The following is a 16,033-nucleotide window of genomic DNA, read 5'->3' as shown; positions in this document are numbered from 1 at the left end:
GCCGACTGCGGACAACATTTCCGCGACCGGACTGGCGCTGACAGGACCGCCATCGATATTGTCAAGAGTAAACGGCCGCCGCTAAATGTCGTTCTGAACGGTGGGCAGCCTCACGAAAGCCAATATGCATTACATATTATGTTGGATGGCATGGGCGTTCAAAGGAAAAATGGGTTCATGAAACACCTTGGAAAAGCGGTACTTGCTGATAAAGGGTTACTCAAGCAATTCCGTAACTATTTAAAAGATAATGGGATAAAGGTCGTAATCCCGCATAAATCGCATGAGAGAGCCAGCAGGGATGGGCGGACCCGATTTGACAGAGAAACGGAGCGCAAACGGAACGTTGTTAAAGGCGTTTCGGCATTTTAAAAAAGAACCGTCGCATTGCCACGCGCAACGAAAAAATGACGAGGAATTATCTCTCGATGGTGAAGTTGGGCCGTATCAAACTATTTTTTAAGGGATTATTCAATTGAGGGACACAGCCTATGATGAATGATTTTGATTGACCAATGGCCCAATTTTTAAATATGCGATACTGCCTCCATGGCGGTATTTCCATAAGACAACAATGTGAGGGGAATTAAAGGTTGATATAAACTTCCTAACCCAGCCTTACAAAAAGGTTATATATAATAACTGAAAAAAATCATCAAAATCATTAACTTAAAACATCACTACATATTATTAAATAAATATCCTTACTTTGAATAAATATGATAAATATTTTAATAAAAGATGTTGTTAGAAAATTTTCGCTTCAATGACGTCATCTGTGATATTAGTCACATCTGTAGATGAATGCTAAAAAAGTATCAATTGTGGCGAGTTGAGTATTAGCCGATCTCCGCGAATACAGATAGCATGTTTCTCAATGAATAAGTGGAAAAGGCGAAAGTCGATGACTCATTTGACATTTAACTTAGGGCAGACAAAAAAGGCAAATTTTGTTAAAAACATAATGGAAAACAGGGAAGTCAGCCTGTTTATCATTGTTATGATAACATTTATTTTATTTTCCATTTCACTCAATAACTTTTTCTCATTTGATAATATCCGCTCAATTTTTGCAGGTTCCACTTTTGCGCTACTACTTGCCAGTGGATTGGCGTTGGTTATCATCACTGCAGGTATCGATCTTTCTGTCGGAGCGATGCTGTCTCTCACCAGCGTCTTTACTTGTACACTACTGAGTTCAGGTATACCTACGCTGGTAGCGGTTCCTGCAGGATTGTTTTTTTCTGTCATATTGGGTGGGATAAACGGTCTGGGTGTTGCCTGGTTGAAAATACCATCCTTTATTGTCACGCTGGCCATGTTTTCCGTAGCAAGAGGGGTGGCTACAGTGTGGACTTCAGGATATCAGATCACTAATCTACCCACTTCTTTTCTGGAAATAGGCTCTGCATCAGTCCTTAATATACCTCTGTATATTCTGATCATTATTTTATTTATTGCGTTTATCGATCTGTTACTTCGTTATTGGAAACCGCTGCATATTATTTATTACATAGGATTAAATGAAGAGGCGAGCCGCTTAAGCGGGATGAAAGTGGCCAGGACGCTCATCGCCGTGTATGCGTTTTCAGGCTTATTTTCGGGCATTGCCGCAATTCTTATCAGCGCAAAATCTGGCATGGGTTATGCCGGATATGGACTTGGTTCAGAACTAAATGCAATTACCGCCGCCGTTATCGGTGGGGCAAATCTCAATGGTGGACGAGGATCGGTTTTTGGCGCCTGTCTCGGTGTGATATTTCTTGCAATGGTGAATAACGGTTTTATTCTTGCGGGTATAAACCCCAATTGGCAGTGGTTTATCAACGGCGTGATTTTAATTCTCTTCCTGGTGATCAATGCGGCCACGGCAAAAAAACAATAATTAGGAGGAAGAGATCATGATTTTTGACACTGTTATCGAATTACGAGATATTGAAAAATCATTCGGTTCAAATCAGGTTTTAAAAAAAATCTGTTTCTCCGCCAGAGCCGGAGAAGTTCATGCACTAATCGGTGAAAATGGTGCGGGAAAATCAACCTTAATGAAAATTATATGCGGTATTTATCCCCCCTCGTCCGGTGATATTTACTTTAACGGGAATAAAATTACCCCAACAAACTCACTTGATGCACAAAATATCGGTATAGGAGTAGTACACCAAGAACTTTCGTTGATCCCTGAGTTAACGGTCGCACAAAATATTTATGGCAATCGTGCACCCGCTAACAGGTTAGGATTCATAAACTGGAAGAAGCTTAATCAACAAACACAGGCTTTATTTATTCAGTTAGGGATCAATTTGCGAGCAGATATTCAGGTAAAAAAACTGACGGTTGGTATGCAGCAATTGGTGGAAATTGCCAAGGCGATTTCATTGAATGCAAAGGTACTGATCATGGATGAACCCAGTTCTTCGCTTTCTGAACAAGATGTGGACATTTTATATAGAGTAGTACGTGATCTGAAGAAAAAAGGCGTTGCAATGATTTTTATCTCCCACAAGCTGGATGAAATTTTTGCGATCGCAGAAAGATGCAGTGTACTTCGTGATGGAAATTTGGTTAGTACATCTGACACATCGAAAACCAATAAGGCGAGGATTATTTCTGAGATGGTCGGTAGAGAATTAACCCAACTCTATCCACCGAAGGGGAGCTGTTTTGGTGATGTGATATTCAAGTGTGAAAAGCTGGAAAGAACTTCAGTGTTTAGCGATGTCAGCTTCGATATCCGCCGGGGAGAAATATTGGGTTGTGCCGGTCTAGTGGGTGCCGGTAGGACAGAAATCGCCCGTGCTATTTTTGGCGCTGATAAGTTAACATCAGGAACATTAACGCTTGATGGCAAAAAACTCGTCATTCACCAACCTTCAGATGCCATCAATGCAGGTATTGTTTACCTCACCGAAGACCGAAAGCATTTGGGGTTATTTCTGGAAAAAAATATTGTCGAAAATATTGTTTCCAGCACTCTCGATAACTATACCAATGTCTGTGGATTGATTTTTCGTCGAAGAATGCAGGAAACTGCACAGAAATACATCACCGGCTTGCAAATAAGAACCTCATCAATTGAACAGTTAGTAGGAAATCTCAGTGGTGGAAATCAGCAAAAAGTTCTTCTGGCGAAGTGTCTGGAAGTTAAACCCAAACTGCTGATTGTAGATGAGCCCACACGTGGTGTAGATGTGGGGGCGAAATCAGCTATTCATGGCTATTTAAGAAAACTGGCCAATGAAGGCGTTGCTGTTTTGGTCATTTCCTCAGAGCTACCGGAGGTTGTAGGTCTGAGCGATCGGATTGCCATATTCAGGGAGGGGCGCTTGGAAAAAATCGTTACCGATGAAAGCACGCAAGAACAAATTATGCAATATGCGGCAGTATGAGGCCAAACATGAATATGATCAAAAATATTTTATCAGGATACAATAGCATTCTCGCATTGATTGTCCTGGTTATCATGATATCAATGAACGTAGCATTTCCTGGTTTTATTAGTATATTGAATATGGAATCAATAACGACGGGTTTTATCGGCGAATGTTTTATTGCGCTAGGCATGTTATTAGTGATTATTTTGCGCGGTATAGATTTATCGGTTGCATCGACACTCCCTTTTTCAGCGATTATTGTCAGCCAACTACTGCAATTTTTTACTGGATTGACGGGCAGTATTTATTTCTCAATTTTTATCTCAGTAATTATCACCCTAATATTGTGCATATGTGTCGGTGTGATAAATGGCCTTTTAGTGAATAGGCTCAAGGTACATGCATTTATTGTCACACTGGCAATGGCAATGACATTACGTGGTATCAATCTGGTAATTACCAATGGCAGTACAATTTCTGGTTTGCCAGCAAAATTTACTGCATTTGGTCAGGACTACTTGTTCGGATTGCCTTTAATGCTTTGGCTGTTTATCATTGTTGCCATTGGCTTTGGTTATGCACTGGCAAATCATCGATATTTCCAGCAAGTCTATTTTATCGGTGGTAATGAAGAAGCAGCAAAATTGAATGGCATCAATGTAGATTTATTTAAAATATTTGCCTTCGCATTTTCCGCCTTAATGGCGGGTATCGCGGGCATTATTTATGCTTCACAATTCGGTGCTGCAAATATGGCATATGGACAGAACATTGAATTGCGTGTTATTGCAGCTGTTTTTATTGGTGGTGCAAGTATGTTTGGTGGGGTCGGAACTTTCATGGGGACAATATTAGGCGTATTTTTCCTCGCAATACTTTATAACGGTTTTACCTGGACTGGTATAAATACGTATTATCAAGAAATCTTGATTGGCGGCATGCTGGTGAGCGCGGTATTTATTGGTGAAGTAACCAAGAGAAGAACCAATATAAAAGTAGTATTAAAAAATTGATTTTTTATAGAATTTAACCCTTTATTATAATCGGAGTCACTGATGAAAACTTTCTGGAAAATATGTTCCACAGTATTACTTTCCTTGTCTTTATTTCTTGTATCATCCGCTCATGCGGCAGATAAGAAAGTGGAGACATATTCCATGGTTGTCTTTTTGAAAGGTTCGGAGTTTTTCAACTGGGCATATGCCGGGATGCAGGACGCGGCAAAAATGCTTGGTGATAACGTGAAAGTTGAATTACAGGGGCCCGCCGAATGGGATGCGTCAGTTGAGGCACGTACCGTGACTCAACTGACGGCGCGAAAAGTGGATGGCATCGTATTGACGGCTGGAGAAGCAAAAACGCTGGAGCCGGCCATTAATCGCGCCATTGAATATAAGATTCCGGTTATTACCTTTGATTCTGATTCTCCCACGTCCAATCGACTGACATTCGTTGGGACGAATAACTACCAGGCCGGTTATGCTGCCGGACAGGAGATGGCGCAATGGGTAAAAGGAGGGGGTGCAGTTGGTGTTTCCTATATGAAGGGCCCAGCCCATTTGGCCGCTCGTGTGCAGGGTTTCACTGATGCACTGAATAAAGCCTCTCCGAACACCAAAATTTATGAGGTTGACGATCAGGGCAGTATTGAAGGGGCCGCATCAAAAATTACCGCTTTGATACAGGCGCACAGCGATATCAAGGCGATTTTTGCAGCCCATGGCAATCCGACTACCGGTGCGGCGCAAGCTATCCGCGATCTTAACCTTAGAGGAAAAATTGTCATTATGGGATTTGACTTTGACGAGGCCACCGTTGCCCTGATTGATAATGGCGAGGTCCAGGCGATAGTCGGCCAGAATCCTTACCTCATGGGCTTCCAGGGTCTGCTTCAGGCCTATGCTGCGCGTCATCCAACGCGTGTGGGTGCTGATAATGCCAACTTTGGCTGGGTGCCAAAAACCATTGATACTGGCGTTCGTCTTATCTATAAGAAAGATCTCGAGTCTATTCGAAAAGTTCCTTCCATTAATTGAAAATATTGGGATTATCCCTTTTATCGAGAGGAGTAAATCATGAAACAAGCTGTTATGACTGCCCCCGGGGAAATTGTATTTTCTGCTGATGTTCCTATCCCTGTCATTAAAGATAATGAGGTGCTGCTTAAAGTTAATTATATCGGCGTTTGTGGTTCTGATATTCATGTTTGGCATGGTAAACATCCGTTTACTTCTTATCCCGTCATTCAAGGACACGAATTTAGTGGAACGATCATCAAATGTGGGAAAGATATTCCAACTCATATCAAAATCGGTATGAAAGCCACTGCTTTACCGCAAATCACCTGTGGAAAATGTGCGCCATGTTTACGGGGAGAATTTAATATTTGCGACCAACTCAGGGTGCGTGGTTTTCAAGCGCCGGGTTGCGCCCAAGACTATTTTACCGTGCCGGTAGACCGCTTAATTCTACTTCCTGACGATATAGATATGAAAATCGCCGCCTTTGTCGAGCCAGTAGCCGTTGCCGTTCATGCAGTCTCTCATGTAAAGAAATTACTGGCTGGTGCGAAAGTTCTGGTGACCGGCGCGGGGACTATTGGCAACCTGGTGGCACAAGTAGCCACCGCTTATGGGGCGGAGGTTATGATTACTGATATTAATGACTTCCGTCTGGAAAAAGCAAAAGCCTGTGGGGTCGCACACGTCGTTAATACGGCTAAAGAAAACTTGCCTGAGTGCATTGAGGTTTTATTGGGTCCAAATCGCTTTAGTGTCGGGTTTGAAGTTTCCGGCGTGGAAAAGGCATTGGATCAAGTCGTAAATACCATTGCTAAAGGGGGCATTATTGTTGCCGTCGCCGTTTATGAAGGCAAGCCCCGAGTAGATATGTCGATTCTCGGTGATCGTGAAATTTCGCTCCTGGGAACATTGATGTATAAGCATCAGGATTTTTTTGATGCCATCAACTTGCTTTCAAGTGGAAAAGTCAAAGTAAAGGAGCTGATTTCACGCGAGTTTGAGTTTGATGACTATCTAACGTCTTATCAATACCACGACTCGCACGGTATGGAAACCATGAAACTCATCGTGAAAGTCAACAGTGACGGCACGCTATGAATATATTGGCTATTGGTGAAGTCCTCTGGGATTGTTTTGGTTCTCAGCGAAAACTCGGCGGCGCGGCCGCTAATTTTATCTATCACGCCACGCAGTTGGGCGTCCATGCCACTTTGGTTTCCGCCATCGGTACCGACGAGGACGGACGACAGTTAGAACATGAGCTGAAGATGTTTAGCATTCCCTGTTATCTGCAGTCCAACCACTATCCAACCGGTGTGGTAGATGTGATTTTGAATAATGATGGTATTCCTGGTTACACCATCCACAGTCCCGCCGCATGGGATGAGGTTACACAAACGCCCGAGTTGTGCGCATTGGTGGCCAACGCTGACTTGATTTATTTCGGCTCCCTTTTTCTCAGAGGCGCAAATAATCAGCAACTGATTAATCGGCTTTTGGCGTACGCTAAGGCGGACTGCAAAGTCCTGGTCGATGTTAATTTGCGCCAATCTTTTTTCAATGCGCAGATGCTGACCTATTTGATGCAGAAGGCCGACTTTATCAAGGTGAGTGAAGATGAGTTGAAGGTTATTGCCGGACTACTCGATTTACCGAGTGAGATGGATGCTTTTTATAACGAGATTCGTAAGCGGTTTGCAATAGAGCTGATGGTTTATACCTGCGGTGGCCGGGGAAGTACGCTGTATTGGCAAGAACAAAAAAATGTGCATTTAGGCGTCAATATTAAACCCGTCGATACAGTGGGTGCCGGCGACGCCTTTTCCGCAACGGTGGCCGTATTGGCCCTGCAGAAAAAACCTTTGGCGATGATTAATCATTTTGCAAACAGTTTAGCTGCGTTCGTCTGTACACAACAGGGCGCGATGCCTGAAGTTCCCTACGTCATGGCCGAGAATTGCAGAGGTGAACAATGAAAAGTTTTAAATATGTTAACGGTACAGAAATTGTCTTTGGTTCTGGGGCGCTGCATCAAGTTGGTGAGATCACCCGCCGGTATGGTCAGCGGGCGTTGCTTGTCACTACGCCGGTTGTGGCATATATGCAGCCCCTAATTGATAAAATTACAGCGCGCCTGACTGACAGCGGCGTAAACGTTGCTTTTTTCGACGGCGTGGTGCCAAATCCAACCACTGAAAGCATTACCGCCGGCGCGCGGCGAGCACGGGAGTTTAAGGCCGATGTCGTCATTGGATTTGGCGGAGGCTCGAGTATGGACACGGCCAAAGCTATTGCGGTTGAAGCAACTCATCCGGGTACCGCATGGGATTACTTGTTTTTTAAACAACCACCTTCCGCAACTACCTTGCCCATCATTGCTATTACAACCACTTCCGGGACAGGTTCGCATGTCACTCAAGTTGCTGTATTATCAGAAAATGATACAAAAACAAAGTCGGCGATTTATAACGACATCATTCTACCAAAAGTTGCCATTGTTGATCCCTCGCTTATGTTAACCCTACCAAAATCGGTCACGGCGATGACCGGTTTTGATGCATTCACCCATGCTTTTGAATCGATGATCCATCCCGCCACCTCTCCGTTTATAGAAATGATGGCAAAGGAGGTCATTCACATTGTAATCAATACGTTACCCCTAGTCTTACGCAATCATCAGGATCTTGAGCTGCGTGAAAAAATGGCATGGGCCGATACGCTTGCCGGTTTGTGCATTAAGTCAGCCGGCGTCACTCTTCCTCATGGGCAGGGTATGGCGATAAGCGGATTGTTCAGTCATGTTGCCCATGGTGAAGCGTTGGCTATTGTTTATCCTGCGTTCATACGTTTTACCTGGCAGTCTGCCATTCCCGCTTTTGCCGTCCTGGCACGCGAACTCGATCCTACCTTAACTAAATGTCCGGATAATGAAGCCGCTGAACATTCAGCACAATTGATGAAGGCCTTCTTGTCTGAAATCGGGCTAAACAAAACGTTGCGGGATGTGGGCATGACAGAAAAAGAAATACCTGAACTGGCTGTGGCGTCCATGTTGTTACCGGATTATAAAGGAAACCCGCGTATTGCTACATCTGAAGAAATGATCGCGTTAATTAAAGAAGCCTATTACGGAGCTTGATATGTTAGAGATCGGAATACTTAACCGCCAGCTCGCTGCTTCGCTGGCGACACTTGGTCATGGTGATTTGCTGTTGGTGACAGATGCGGGGTTTGCAACACCCAATGGAATTAACGTGATTGATTTATCTTTGAAAGAGAACCTACCAACGGTTTATGACGTACTGCAGGAAATAAACAAATATTTTTCAGTAGAAGGATTATTTATCGCGCAGGAAACGATGGACATTAATCCTGGCCATAGCTCGAAGATACAATCCCTTTTTTTGCTTAAGGCCGACATCATCTCACATGCCGAATTGAAGAAAAAGGCAACAACGGTGAAATGTGTCATTAGGACGGGGGATTTTACAGCTTTCGGTAATGTGATCCTCATCTCTGGTGCAGGTGACCGTTGGATCAGTGAAGTACATTAAACGGCTTTTGCTAAACAACCGTAGTCTGATGCTACGGTTGTTTGGTGTTATGCTTCTCGTCTCTTCCTGCGGAATTCTGATGGTGATATTTGGTTAATATCCATAAATCGGCGGTTAAAATTTGATATATTACTAAACCCACTCTCAAAACTAATCTTTGTTATAGAATGCTCGGTGTTTATCAACAGATCTGAGGCATATGATATTTTGAGTTTATTCAGAAAATTTTTATAACTTAATCCTGTTTCAGCTTTAAATTTACGGCAAAATGCATTGGAATTCATATTGATGCTATTTGAAACGTCGTGAAGGCTGGGATTTTTTTTGAAATTTATTTTTATATATTCGATGGCCTTATCAATTCTATGCCCGATTTGTAGCTCAAGAGATTTATCATAAGCCGAATTAAGGATCTGATAATTATTGCTTTTTGCCAAATGTAATAATATTTCGAAAAGTTTAATTAATTTAATGGGAGGGCTGTCGTTTTCCATGCTGACAATGTGGTTTTTAACCACTAAGGTGTCCTCTATTAAAAACTCAATTCCTTGGCCAGCATCAGAGAGTAATTTATTTATTTCCCAAAATTCCGGGAAGTTACTGAAAAGCACTTTGAATTCATCCATGCTAAATTGAATTACGTAATCAGTCTGATGTCTTGGGTCGATATTCCCAGACACAATCCAATTATGAGGTATATTGCTTCCAACAAGCGCAGAATAAATATTCCCATACTGTCTTATTGAATTCCCGATAATGGCATCGCCTTCACCATCAAGTATCATATGAAGTTCATATTCAGGATGATAGTGCCATAGACAGTAAGGGTAATTGGCACCATGGACAAGATAAGAAAAAGAGGATCCATTTGTCTTTTTTTCGATATATTCTCTTTTCAAATTCATGATTACTGACCTATTTAGCATTAAAAAATAGCGAAGAGTAACCTGTTAAAAAGAATTATAAACCAAAGAGGTGTACGACTTCTGCATCCTTTATCACATTCTGAAAAGCCTCTGGTGTCAGTAGTCCATTCCGAAAGCAGGCTTACTGCTCAAGCCATTTTTTGGGCAAAATTTAACCATTGGGATGCATTATAAAGCATTATAAATATAGTGCGTTTCATTGACATCCTTCTCGCTGTAACGACCAGTATCCCCACCGTGTTCAGAGCGCAGCCTGATTCGTCTCGGTTTGTTCCTGCTTCAGCGAGCGGCCTGACAGCGCCCTCACCACAGGCTATCACGGCATCTCCCACCGCTAAAATTATTAAGAGCATTGTTGATATCGGCGTTTCGCCATAGTGCCACACGGCCCATACCAAGCAGCATTGGGACAGGTTTTTTTGGCTGTGTGGGCCCATAGCAAACGCATCGTTGGTTGGTTCAAGCAGGCACTAACACCAGACCTCCCCGCTATGCCTGCTGTTTTTTAGTTGTCGGCGTATCTCATCGAGTCCCCTCGGGAAACCTTCGCCTTTCAGGTCGGGGGAGATTAGCCCAAGGAGCGCCTGTAAATCCTGAAACGGCTTAGTGCAGTTCAGGTAGGTTGCTGTGAAGTGTGAATCCCTCTTCAGCAGCAGGGGTGCCGTCAAGGGGTAAAGACCTACTTAGACGCGGAACTTGAAGGCCACAAACAGACATCACCATAGACCATCAGAACGCGCTATAATACCGGAACCTTCATCCTAACATGATAAAGAACATCATGATTTTACCTCAGATTCGGCAAGACGGTTTCTCAGACAACAAATTACTTTTGATATGTGGAACCGGGTGGTTGTTCGATGCGATGGACGTAGGACTTTTATCCTTCATTCTGGCCGCTCTGAGACAAGACTGGGGGCTGACCGCCGCACAACTGGGGGTGATCGGTAGCGTTAACTCGGTCGGCATGGCAGTTGGGGCCTTTATCTTTGGTCTCTATGCTGACAGAAAGGGGCGCAAATCGGCCTTCATGCTTACGCTGCTGATGTTTAGCATTGCCAGCGGACTGAGCGCTTTCTCCTGGGGGCTGGGTAGCCTGCTGGTGTTACGTTTTTTTGTCGGCATGGGACTGGGTGGCGAATTGCCGGTAGCTTCGACGCTGGTGAGCGAGAGTGTCCCGCCCGAGGTGCGTGGGCGCGTCATTGTGCTACTAGAAAGCTTCTGGGCCGTGGGCTGGCTGCTGGCGGCGTTGATCGCCTATTTCCTTATTCCATTGCCTAGCATCGGCTGGCGCGGCGCAATGATCTTGTGCGCGCTGCCGGCATTTTACACGCTCTATCTGCGTTTGAGATTACCGGATTCGCCCTACTTTATCCAATTGAGCCAGCAGGAGAGGAAAACATCGTTCCTCAGAAAAATAACAGCATTGTTGACCACGGAGTATCGCCGTCGCAGCCTCATGCTGTGGATTGTGTGGTTTTGCGTGGTCTTTTCCTATTACGGAATGTTCTTGTGGTTGCCCAGTGTCATGATGATGAAGGGTTTTGGTCTGGTCAAAAGTTTCGGCTTTGTTTTGATCATGACGGTTGCCCAATTGCCCGGATATTTCTCAGTGGCCTGGCTGATTGAACGTGTGGGACGACGGTGGGTGCTGGCCACTTATCTGTTGGGAACGCTAATCAGCGCCTATTTCTTCGGTATCGCCGATTCAAGCGCTCAGTTGCTGCTTTTCGGTTCATTGCTTTCTTTCTTTAATTTAGGCGCCTGGGGTGCTTTGTATGCCTACACGCCTGAGCAATACGCCACTCAGATAAGAGCCACCGGAGCCGGCGTTGCCGCCGCTATTGGGCGAGTGGGGGGGATCTTTGGTCCGTTGACTGTGGGATATCTGGTTTCGGCCGGGGTATCCATCGGCAGCATCTTTACGCTGTTCAGCATGGCGATCCTGCTAGCGGTACTGGCAATCGTGACGTTGGGTAAAGAAACCAAGCAAATTGAGTTGTAGCATTCACCCGCCAGAGACCGGCTAGACGAAGGGAGTCGGTCACCTTCGTCATTTCTAATTGTCCTAAATTCGGCGCGAGTAACTGTTATTTCGGTTCCATCCAGGTGGTCTTGAAATCAAACCAGCCCAGGTTGTTTAGATGGATTCCCTGGGCCTGATCCGGCCCCTTCAGCCGCATCCAGTGATGGAACAACGGCTGAAGCCATCCTTCACCGACCACATGCTGTACCAACTGCTTTGAACTGAGCGACCCGTCGCGCCACTGCTGCTGCCACGCGCTGAATATCTGCGCATCACCTCCGAAAATAGAGTGTTTCAGCAGCGGCATGCCCAGTAGCCACGCGCCGACGCTCCATGCCTCCGGCACGGCGAAATTCACCGTACCTAGCCAGAGGTCGGCAAAGCCTTCCCCCTTGGCCCAGCGCGCGTAATCCAGTTGCATGATATCCAGACGGATGCCCTCAGTGGCCAGCATTTTTTGCATTTCCGCCGCCAGCATCGGATATTCGGGATGCTGGCAGTGGTAAGCCAATGTGAGTACGGAGACGGGGGTGCGGCTTCCCCCTGTCAAAGGGGCAAAAGGTGCCTGAGTCGGCCCATCGTCCATGCAGTGGAACCAAGTGGGTAACAGGCTACCGGTCGGCACCCAGAACGGGCGAATGGATTCGACTAACTGCTGGGCTAGCAAATAGGGATTCAGCTTTTCCCTAATCCAGCGCCGCCGCTCGATGGTGCGCCAATGCGGCGAGCGGCTGTCGCACAGTAAAAAATAGCCGCCCCGTTCTAGAAACATTTCCTGTGAAAGATCGGACGGTTTTCCGGTTAAACCGACCGCCAGCCCGGAAGCATAGTCAAGATCGCTAATACTTGAGCTTAACCAGGCGGCGGAATACACCGACAGTGTGTGTTGGCCAGACACCGCGATATTTTCGACTGCCGGGCGCGGCGGGGCATTCCCCCGCGTCATCCGGTCCTGGTCGGCGGAGTGCGACAGATCAGGCCAGACAATGACCTCTATTTCATCAAGCAAGCCGCGCAAGCCAAAATAATGATCAAATGCGCGCATCAGCAAATGCCAAGCGTCATTCTCACTGACCAGATAAGGTCCCGTACCCACGGGGTGAGCGGCAAAATCCGCGCGGGCGGCGTGATCGGCAGGTAAAATCATAGCGGCCGGCTCGGTCAGTAATTGCGGCAATAACGGGTCTGGCTGGGTCAGTTCGATAATGACGCTTAAGATGCCCAGTTCATCAATGCGTTTAATGTGCGAAAACAACGGGAGGTGAGCACACCGTCTTAATGAGACCACGACATCTTGGCTGGCAAGTACCCGGCCGTCGTGAAAGTGGACCCCTGGGCGTAAGAAAAATCGCCAATGCAAAGGATCGATCATGCGCCAGTGGTGAGCCAGGTCTGTTTCAACCGCCCCGCTTTCTTCATTGATTCGGGTCAGTCCATTAAATATTTGTCGTACCAGGTGGATTTCCGAGCGGCGCAGAGGCGTGCCGGGATAGAGGTTGGGCATGGTGCGATAATAGGGTATCCGCAGCGACTGGTAATCATCATGAATGCGGTAACCCAATTTAGTCCTCAGCAACGACGCAATCAGGTGTTTTTCATCGCCCAGCAAATCGATGGCCGCGCCATAATCGCCGGCATCAAGTAGATGATCCGCTTTTGCCACCAGTAATTGGTGTTCACTACGAAGCAGCCGCAGCCGGGCTTTATGCCCACGTCCCGGGCTGGCTTGCCACTGTAGCCAGCCCGCCGCCTGCATTTGCGACAAGAGTGCGCGCATATGACGTTTACTGCAGCACAGCCCATCTGCCAGCGCCTGGATCGTGGTGGTGACATCCCGCGAGGGAAATAACGCCAGCAGGCGCAGGTATTGATGTTCACGTCGTAGGCCATTCATAAAAGAGGAATCCTGAATAAAAAAACTCAGCAGTTTTTAATAGCACCTTTTTAGTCCATTATTTTTTTGATGGCAAGGGATAACGGAGGAGATGCCGGCAGTGTCGCAGAGCCGCACCATGCAGAGTCTGCTTGGCCGGGTACATATCCTTACTTTTATTTCAGGATTGATATCAGTAACTTTTATATATATCAGGACACAGGCAATGACCCAGAATCTGAATAAAGACACGAAAATATGTATGTCTCTGGCGGCACGTCCGAGTAATTTCGGGACGCGTTTTCATAATTATCTCTATAACGCGCTGGGACTCGATTATTTATACAAAGCCTTTACCACCACCGATCTGCCCGCCGCCATCGGGGGTGTTCGTGCCCTGGGTATCCGCGGCTGTGCGATATCAATGCCGTTTAAACAGGATTGCATCGCCCTGGTCGATGAGTTGGACGTGTCAGCCAAGGCCATCAATTCGGTTAATACTATTGTCAACACTGACGGCTATCTGAAAGCCTACAATACCGATTATATCGCTATCGCCACCCTGCTAAAGCAATACCAGGTACCTACTTCGCTGACTTTCGCGCTACGTGGTAGCGGCGGTATGGCCAAAGCGGTGGCCTGTGCGTTAAAAGATGCTGGGTTCAGCCGAGGTTATATAATCGCCATTGATGAAACCAGCGGTCGTGAACTGGCCAATTTATGTGGTTATGAATGGCGTGCGGATATAAAGGGTCTGCAACCCGAACTCCTTATCAACGCGACGCCGATTGGCATGTCCGGCGGTGATGACGCCGATAAATTGTCCTTTACGCCCGAGGAGGTCGATGCGGCCAGCGTCATATTTGATGTGGTGGCTTTACCGGCGCAAACGCCGCTTATCCGTTATGCCCGCGATAAAGACAAAACCGTTATCACCGGCTCTGAAGTCTTTGCTATCCAGGCGGTGGAGCAATTTGCACTTTACACCGGCATTCGGCCTGACCCGGCGTTATTTCAAAAAGCCGCTGCCTATTCACGGCAATAGGCGATGTCGGTGGTTTTAAAAGCAATTATTTGCAAGGCCAACAGGCAGTTATGATATCCTCCCCGACGTTTAGGCCGGAGAGGATGTCAAGGACGCAGTATGCATTACGCGCATGGCATTCAACGGCGTGCCGGTAACCAGGCCGTGGCCTCGCTATCATCGTCATAATAGTAGCCGCCAGGGATGGACTGCAGTTCGATCAGCATCCCCCACGGTGCACGTGCATAGACACTCGCGTTGCCAGAGGTATCCTCATGGCGCGAGTTGCCGTGCTTTTTTGACAGAAATTGCCCCCCGGCGGCTTGCAATCGCGCAACCGCAGCATTCATATCGTCGCAGTAAACGGCCAGATGATTAAGTCCAAAATCGCAAAGCGCAGCGGCCGACTGTTGGTGCGGCGATTCTATCTCAAACATTTCCAATCCCGGGCCGTTGCCGATGCGCAGCATACGCTGGCGCACAATGCGCGCGCCTTTGGGGAGCCCGAGTTGGTGCTCAATATCCGGACCTTGGCGCGGAGTATCTTCGCGCGTTAGGCCGTCGTAACACCAGCGCGCACCGAGCGCGGCGCGCAAGAACTCAGTAGCCACATCAATATCAGGCACAGTAATCCCCAAGTGGTGAATACCACGTGGTAGTTCACCGAATATATCGCTAGCAGCAGAAACTGTGGTATTTGCGCTCATATTATATTTTCTCTTTTTCGCTATAAATTTCAAGGGTCCCTGCAGATAATCTCGATTATCACTGGCTCAGGATAAACAGATATTCTAGAAAAAACCCTAAGTTCCTTGAGAGTAATTCAGTTAATTGTAGCTGATGATTCGGAATACAGTCAAGTTAGGTAACGTCAAGAAATAACCACCACGTGTAAAATTTTTCCTAATGGTTAAATATTAATAGCTAATGGATGTATTCTATTCAATCATCATTCCAATGCGTCACGCATTACAACTCCCATTTATGAATTACGGATTCAATAGGATATAATTTTTCTGGATAACAGCAATATTTAAAATTTCTTGATAGTCTTCCCCTATGAAAATGATATACCTTAGTTTGTCACTGCTGCGTGTTAGCGATTGGACGAAATTACCAGCTTTCATATCGGCATGAACTTCTTCAATTTGTATATATTATTTATTTTTTAAGTTAAAATAACGCTCCATTTTAAGCGGGAATAAAAACGTATCGGCTTTTTTTAGTTTTCGCTG

At 46.0% G+C, this 16,033-nt stretch carries 13 protein-coding genes and 1 pseudogene; 11 read left to right on the top strand and 3 right to left on the bottom strand.

Annotation, left to right across the window (positions count from 1 at the left end; all coding sequences use genetic code 11):
* Nucleotides 1-78: 78 nt before the first annotated feature.
* The 9 genes and pseudogenes from ACL2XM_RS05950 to rbsD all read left to right on the top strand — a co-directional run.
* Nucleotides 79-479: pseudogene (locus tag ACL2XM_RS05950) on the top strand (transposase); the annotation flags it as partial.
* A gap of 425 nt (nucleotides 480-904) precedes the next feature.
* Nucleotides 905-1,885, top strand: coding sequence for an ABC transporter permease (locus ACL2XM_RS05945; protein WP_413730032.1), 981 nt, complete (start codon nucleotides 905-907; stop codon nucleotides 1,883-1,885).
* A gap of 16 nt (nucleotides 1,886-1,901) precedes the next feature.
* Entirely contained in the window at nucleotides 1,902-3,389 is a 1,488-nt protein-coding gene (locus ACL2XM_RS05940; protein ID WP_413730030.1) for a sugar ABC transporter ATP-binding protein, read from the top strand.
* A gap of 8 nt (nucleotides 3,390-3,397) precedes the next feature.
* Entirely contained in the window at nucleotides 3,398-4,387 is a 990-nt protein-coding gene (locus ACL2XM_RS05935; RefSeq protein ID WP_413730029.1) for an ABC transporter permease, read from the top strand.
* Nucleotides 4,388-4,429: 42 nt separating this feature from the next.
* Entirely contained in the window at nucleotides 4,430-5,410 is a 981-nt protein-coding gene (locus tag ACL2XM_RS05930) for a substrate-binding domain-containing protein (RefSeq protein ID WP_413730028.1), read from the top strand.
* A 39-nt stretch (nucleotides 5,411-5,449) separates the two neighbouring features.
* Entirely contained in the window at nucleotides 5,450-6,493 is a 1,044-nt protein-coding gene (locus ACL2XM_RS05925; protein ID WP_413730027.1) for a zinc-dependent alcohol dehydrogenase, read from the top strand.
* Nucleotides 6,490-7,371, top strand: coding sequence for a PfkB family carbohydrate kinase (locus ACL2XM_RS05920; protein WP_413730026.1), 882 nt, complete (start codon nucleotides 6,490-6,492; stop codon nucleotides 7,369-7,371). Before ACL2XM_RS05925 ends, ACL2XM_RS05920 begins: the two co-directional genes overlap by 4 nt.
* Nucleotides 7,368-8,534, top strand: coding sequence for an iron-containing alcohol dehydrogenase (locus tag ACL2XM_RS05915; protein WP_413730025.1), 1,167 nt, complete (start codon nucleotides 7,368-7,370; stop codon nucleotides 8,532-8,534). Before ACL2XM_RS05920 ends, ACL2XM_RS05915 begins: the two co-directional genes overlap by 4 nt.
* 1 nt (nucleotide 8,535) lies before the next feature.
* Nucleotides 8,536-8,949: a D-ribose pyranase gene (rbsD, locus tag ACL2XM_RS05910; protein WP_413730024.1), complete on the top strand. Its 414-nt coding sequence runs from the start codon at nucleotides 8,536-8,538 to the stop codon at nucleotides 8,947-8,949.
* Nucleotides 8,950-8,996: 47 nt separating this feature from the next.
* On the opposite strand, the gene ACL2XM_RS05905 is transcribed toward rbsD, so the two are convergent.
* The gene (locus tag ACL2XM_RS05905) at nucleotides 8,997-9,854 is read right to left on the bottom strand and encodes an AraC family transcriptional regulator (protein WP_413730023.1); all 858 of its coding nucleotides are present in this window, start codon (nucleotides 9,852-9,854) and stop codon (nucleotides 8,997-8,999) included.
* Between the two features lie 787 nt (nucleotides 9,855-10,641).
* Between ACL2XM_RS05905 and ACL2XM_RS05900 the strand changes: the two genes are divergently transcribed.
* Nucleotides 10,642-11,880 (top strand): MFS transporter, encoded by a 1,239-nt coding sequence (locus tag ACL2XM_RS05900; protein WP_413730022.1) that lies wholly within the window; start codon nucleotides 10,642-10,644, stop codon nucleotides 11,878-11,880.
* A gap of 85 nt (nucleotides 11,881-11,965) precedes the next feature.
* On the opposite strand, the gene ACL2XM_RS05895 is transcribed toward ACL2XM_RS05900, so the two are convergent.
* Nucleotides 11,966-13,795 (bottom strand): SgrR family transcriptional regulator, encoded by a 1,830-nt coding sequence (locus ACL2XM_RS05895; RefSeq protein ID WP_413730020.1) that lies wholly within the window; start codon nucleotides 13,793-13,795, stop codon nucleotides 11,966-11,968.
* 205 nt (nucleotides 13,796-14,000) lie between these two features.
* On the opposite strand from ACL2XM_RS05895, the gene ACL2XM_RS05890 reads away from it, so the two are divergent.
* Entirely contained in the window at nucleotides 14,001-14,819 is an 819-nt protein-coding gene (locus ACL2XM_RS05890; protein ID WP_413731043.1) for a shikimate 5-dehydrogenase, read from the top strand.
* A gap of 119 nt (nucleotides 14,820-14,938) precedes the next feature.
* On the opposite strand, the gene ACL2XM_RS05885 is transcribed toward ACL2XM_RS05890, so the two are convergent.
* A complete protein-coding gene (locus ACL2XM_RS05885) occupies nucleotides 14,939-15,505 on the bottom strand; it encodes a VOC family protein (RefSeq protein WP_413730019.1) in 567 nt (188 codons plus the stop codon).
* Nucleotides 15,506-16,033: the final 528 nt, after the last annotated feature.

Source organism: Sodalis sp. RH20 (genome assembly GCF_047324205.1).
In the GTDB taxonomy this organism is placed as follows: Bacteria; Pseudomonadota; Gammaproteobacteria; order Enterobacterales; family Enterobacteriaceae; genus Acerihabitans.
Note: the sequence above shows the minus strand (reverse complement) of the source record. Positions and strands in the feature narration are given on the sequence as shown.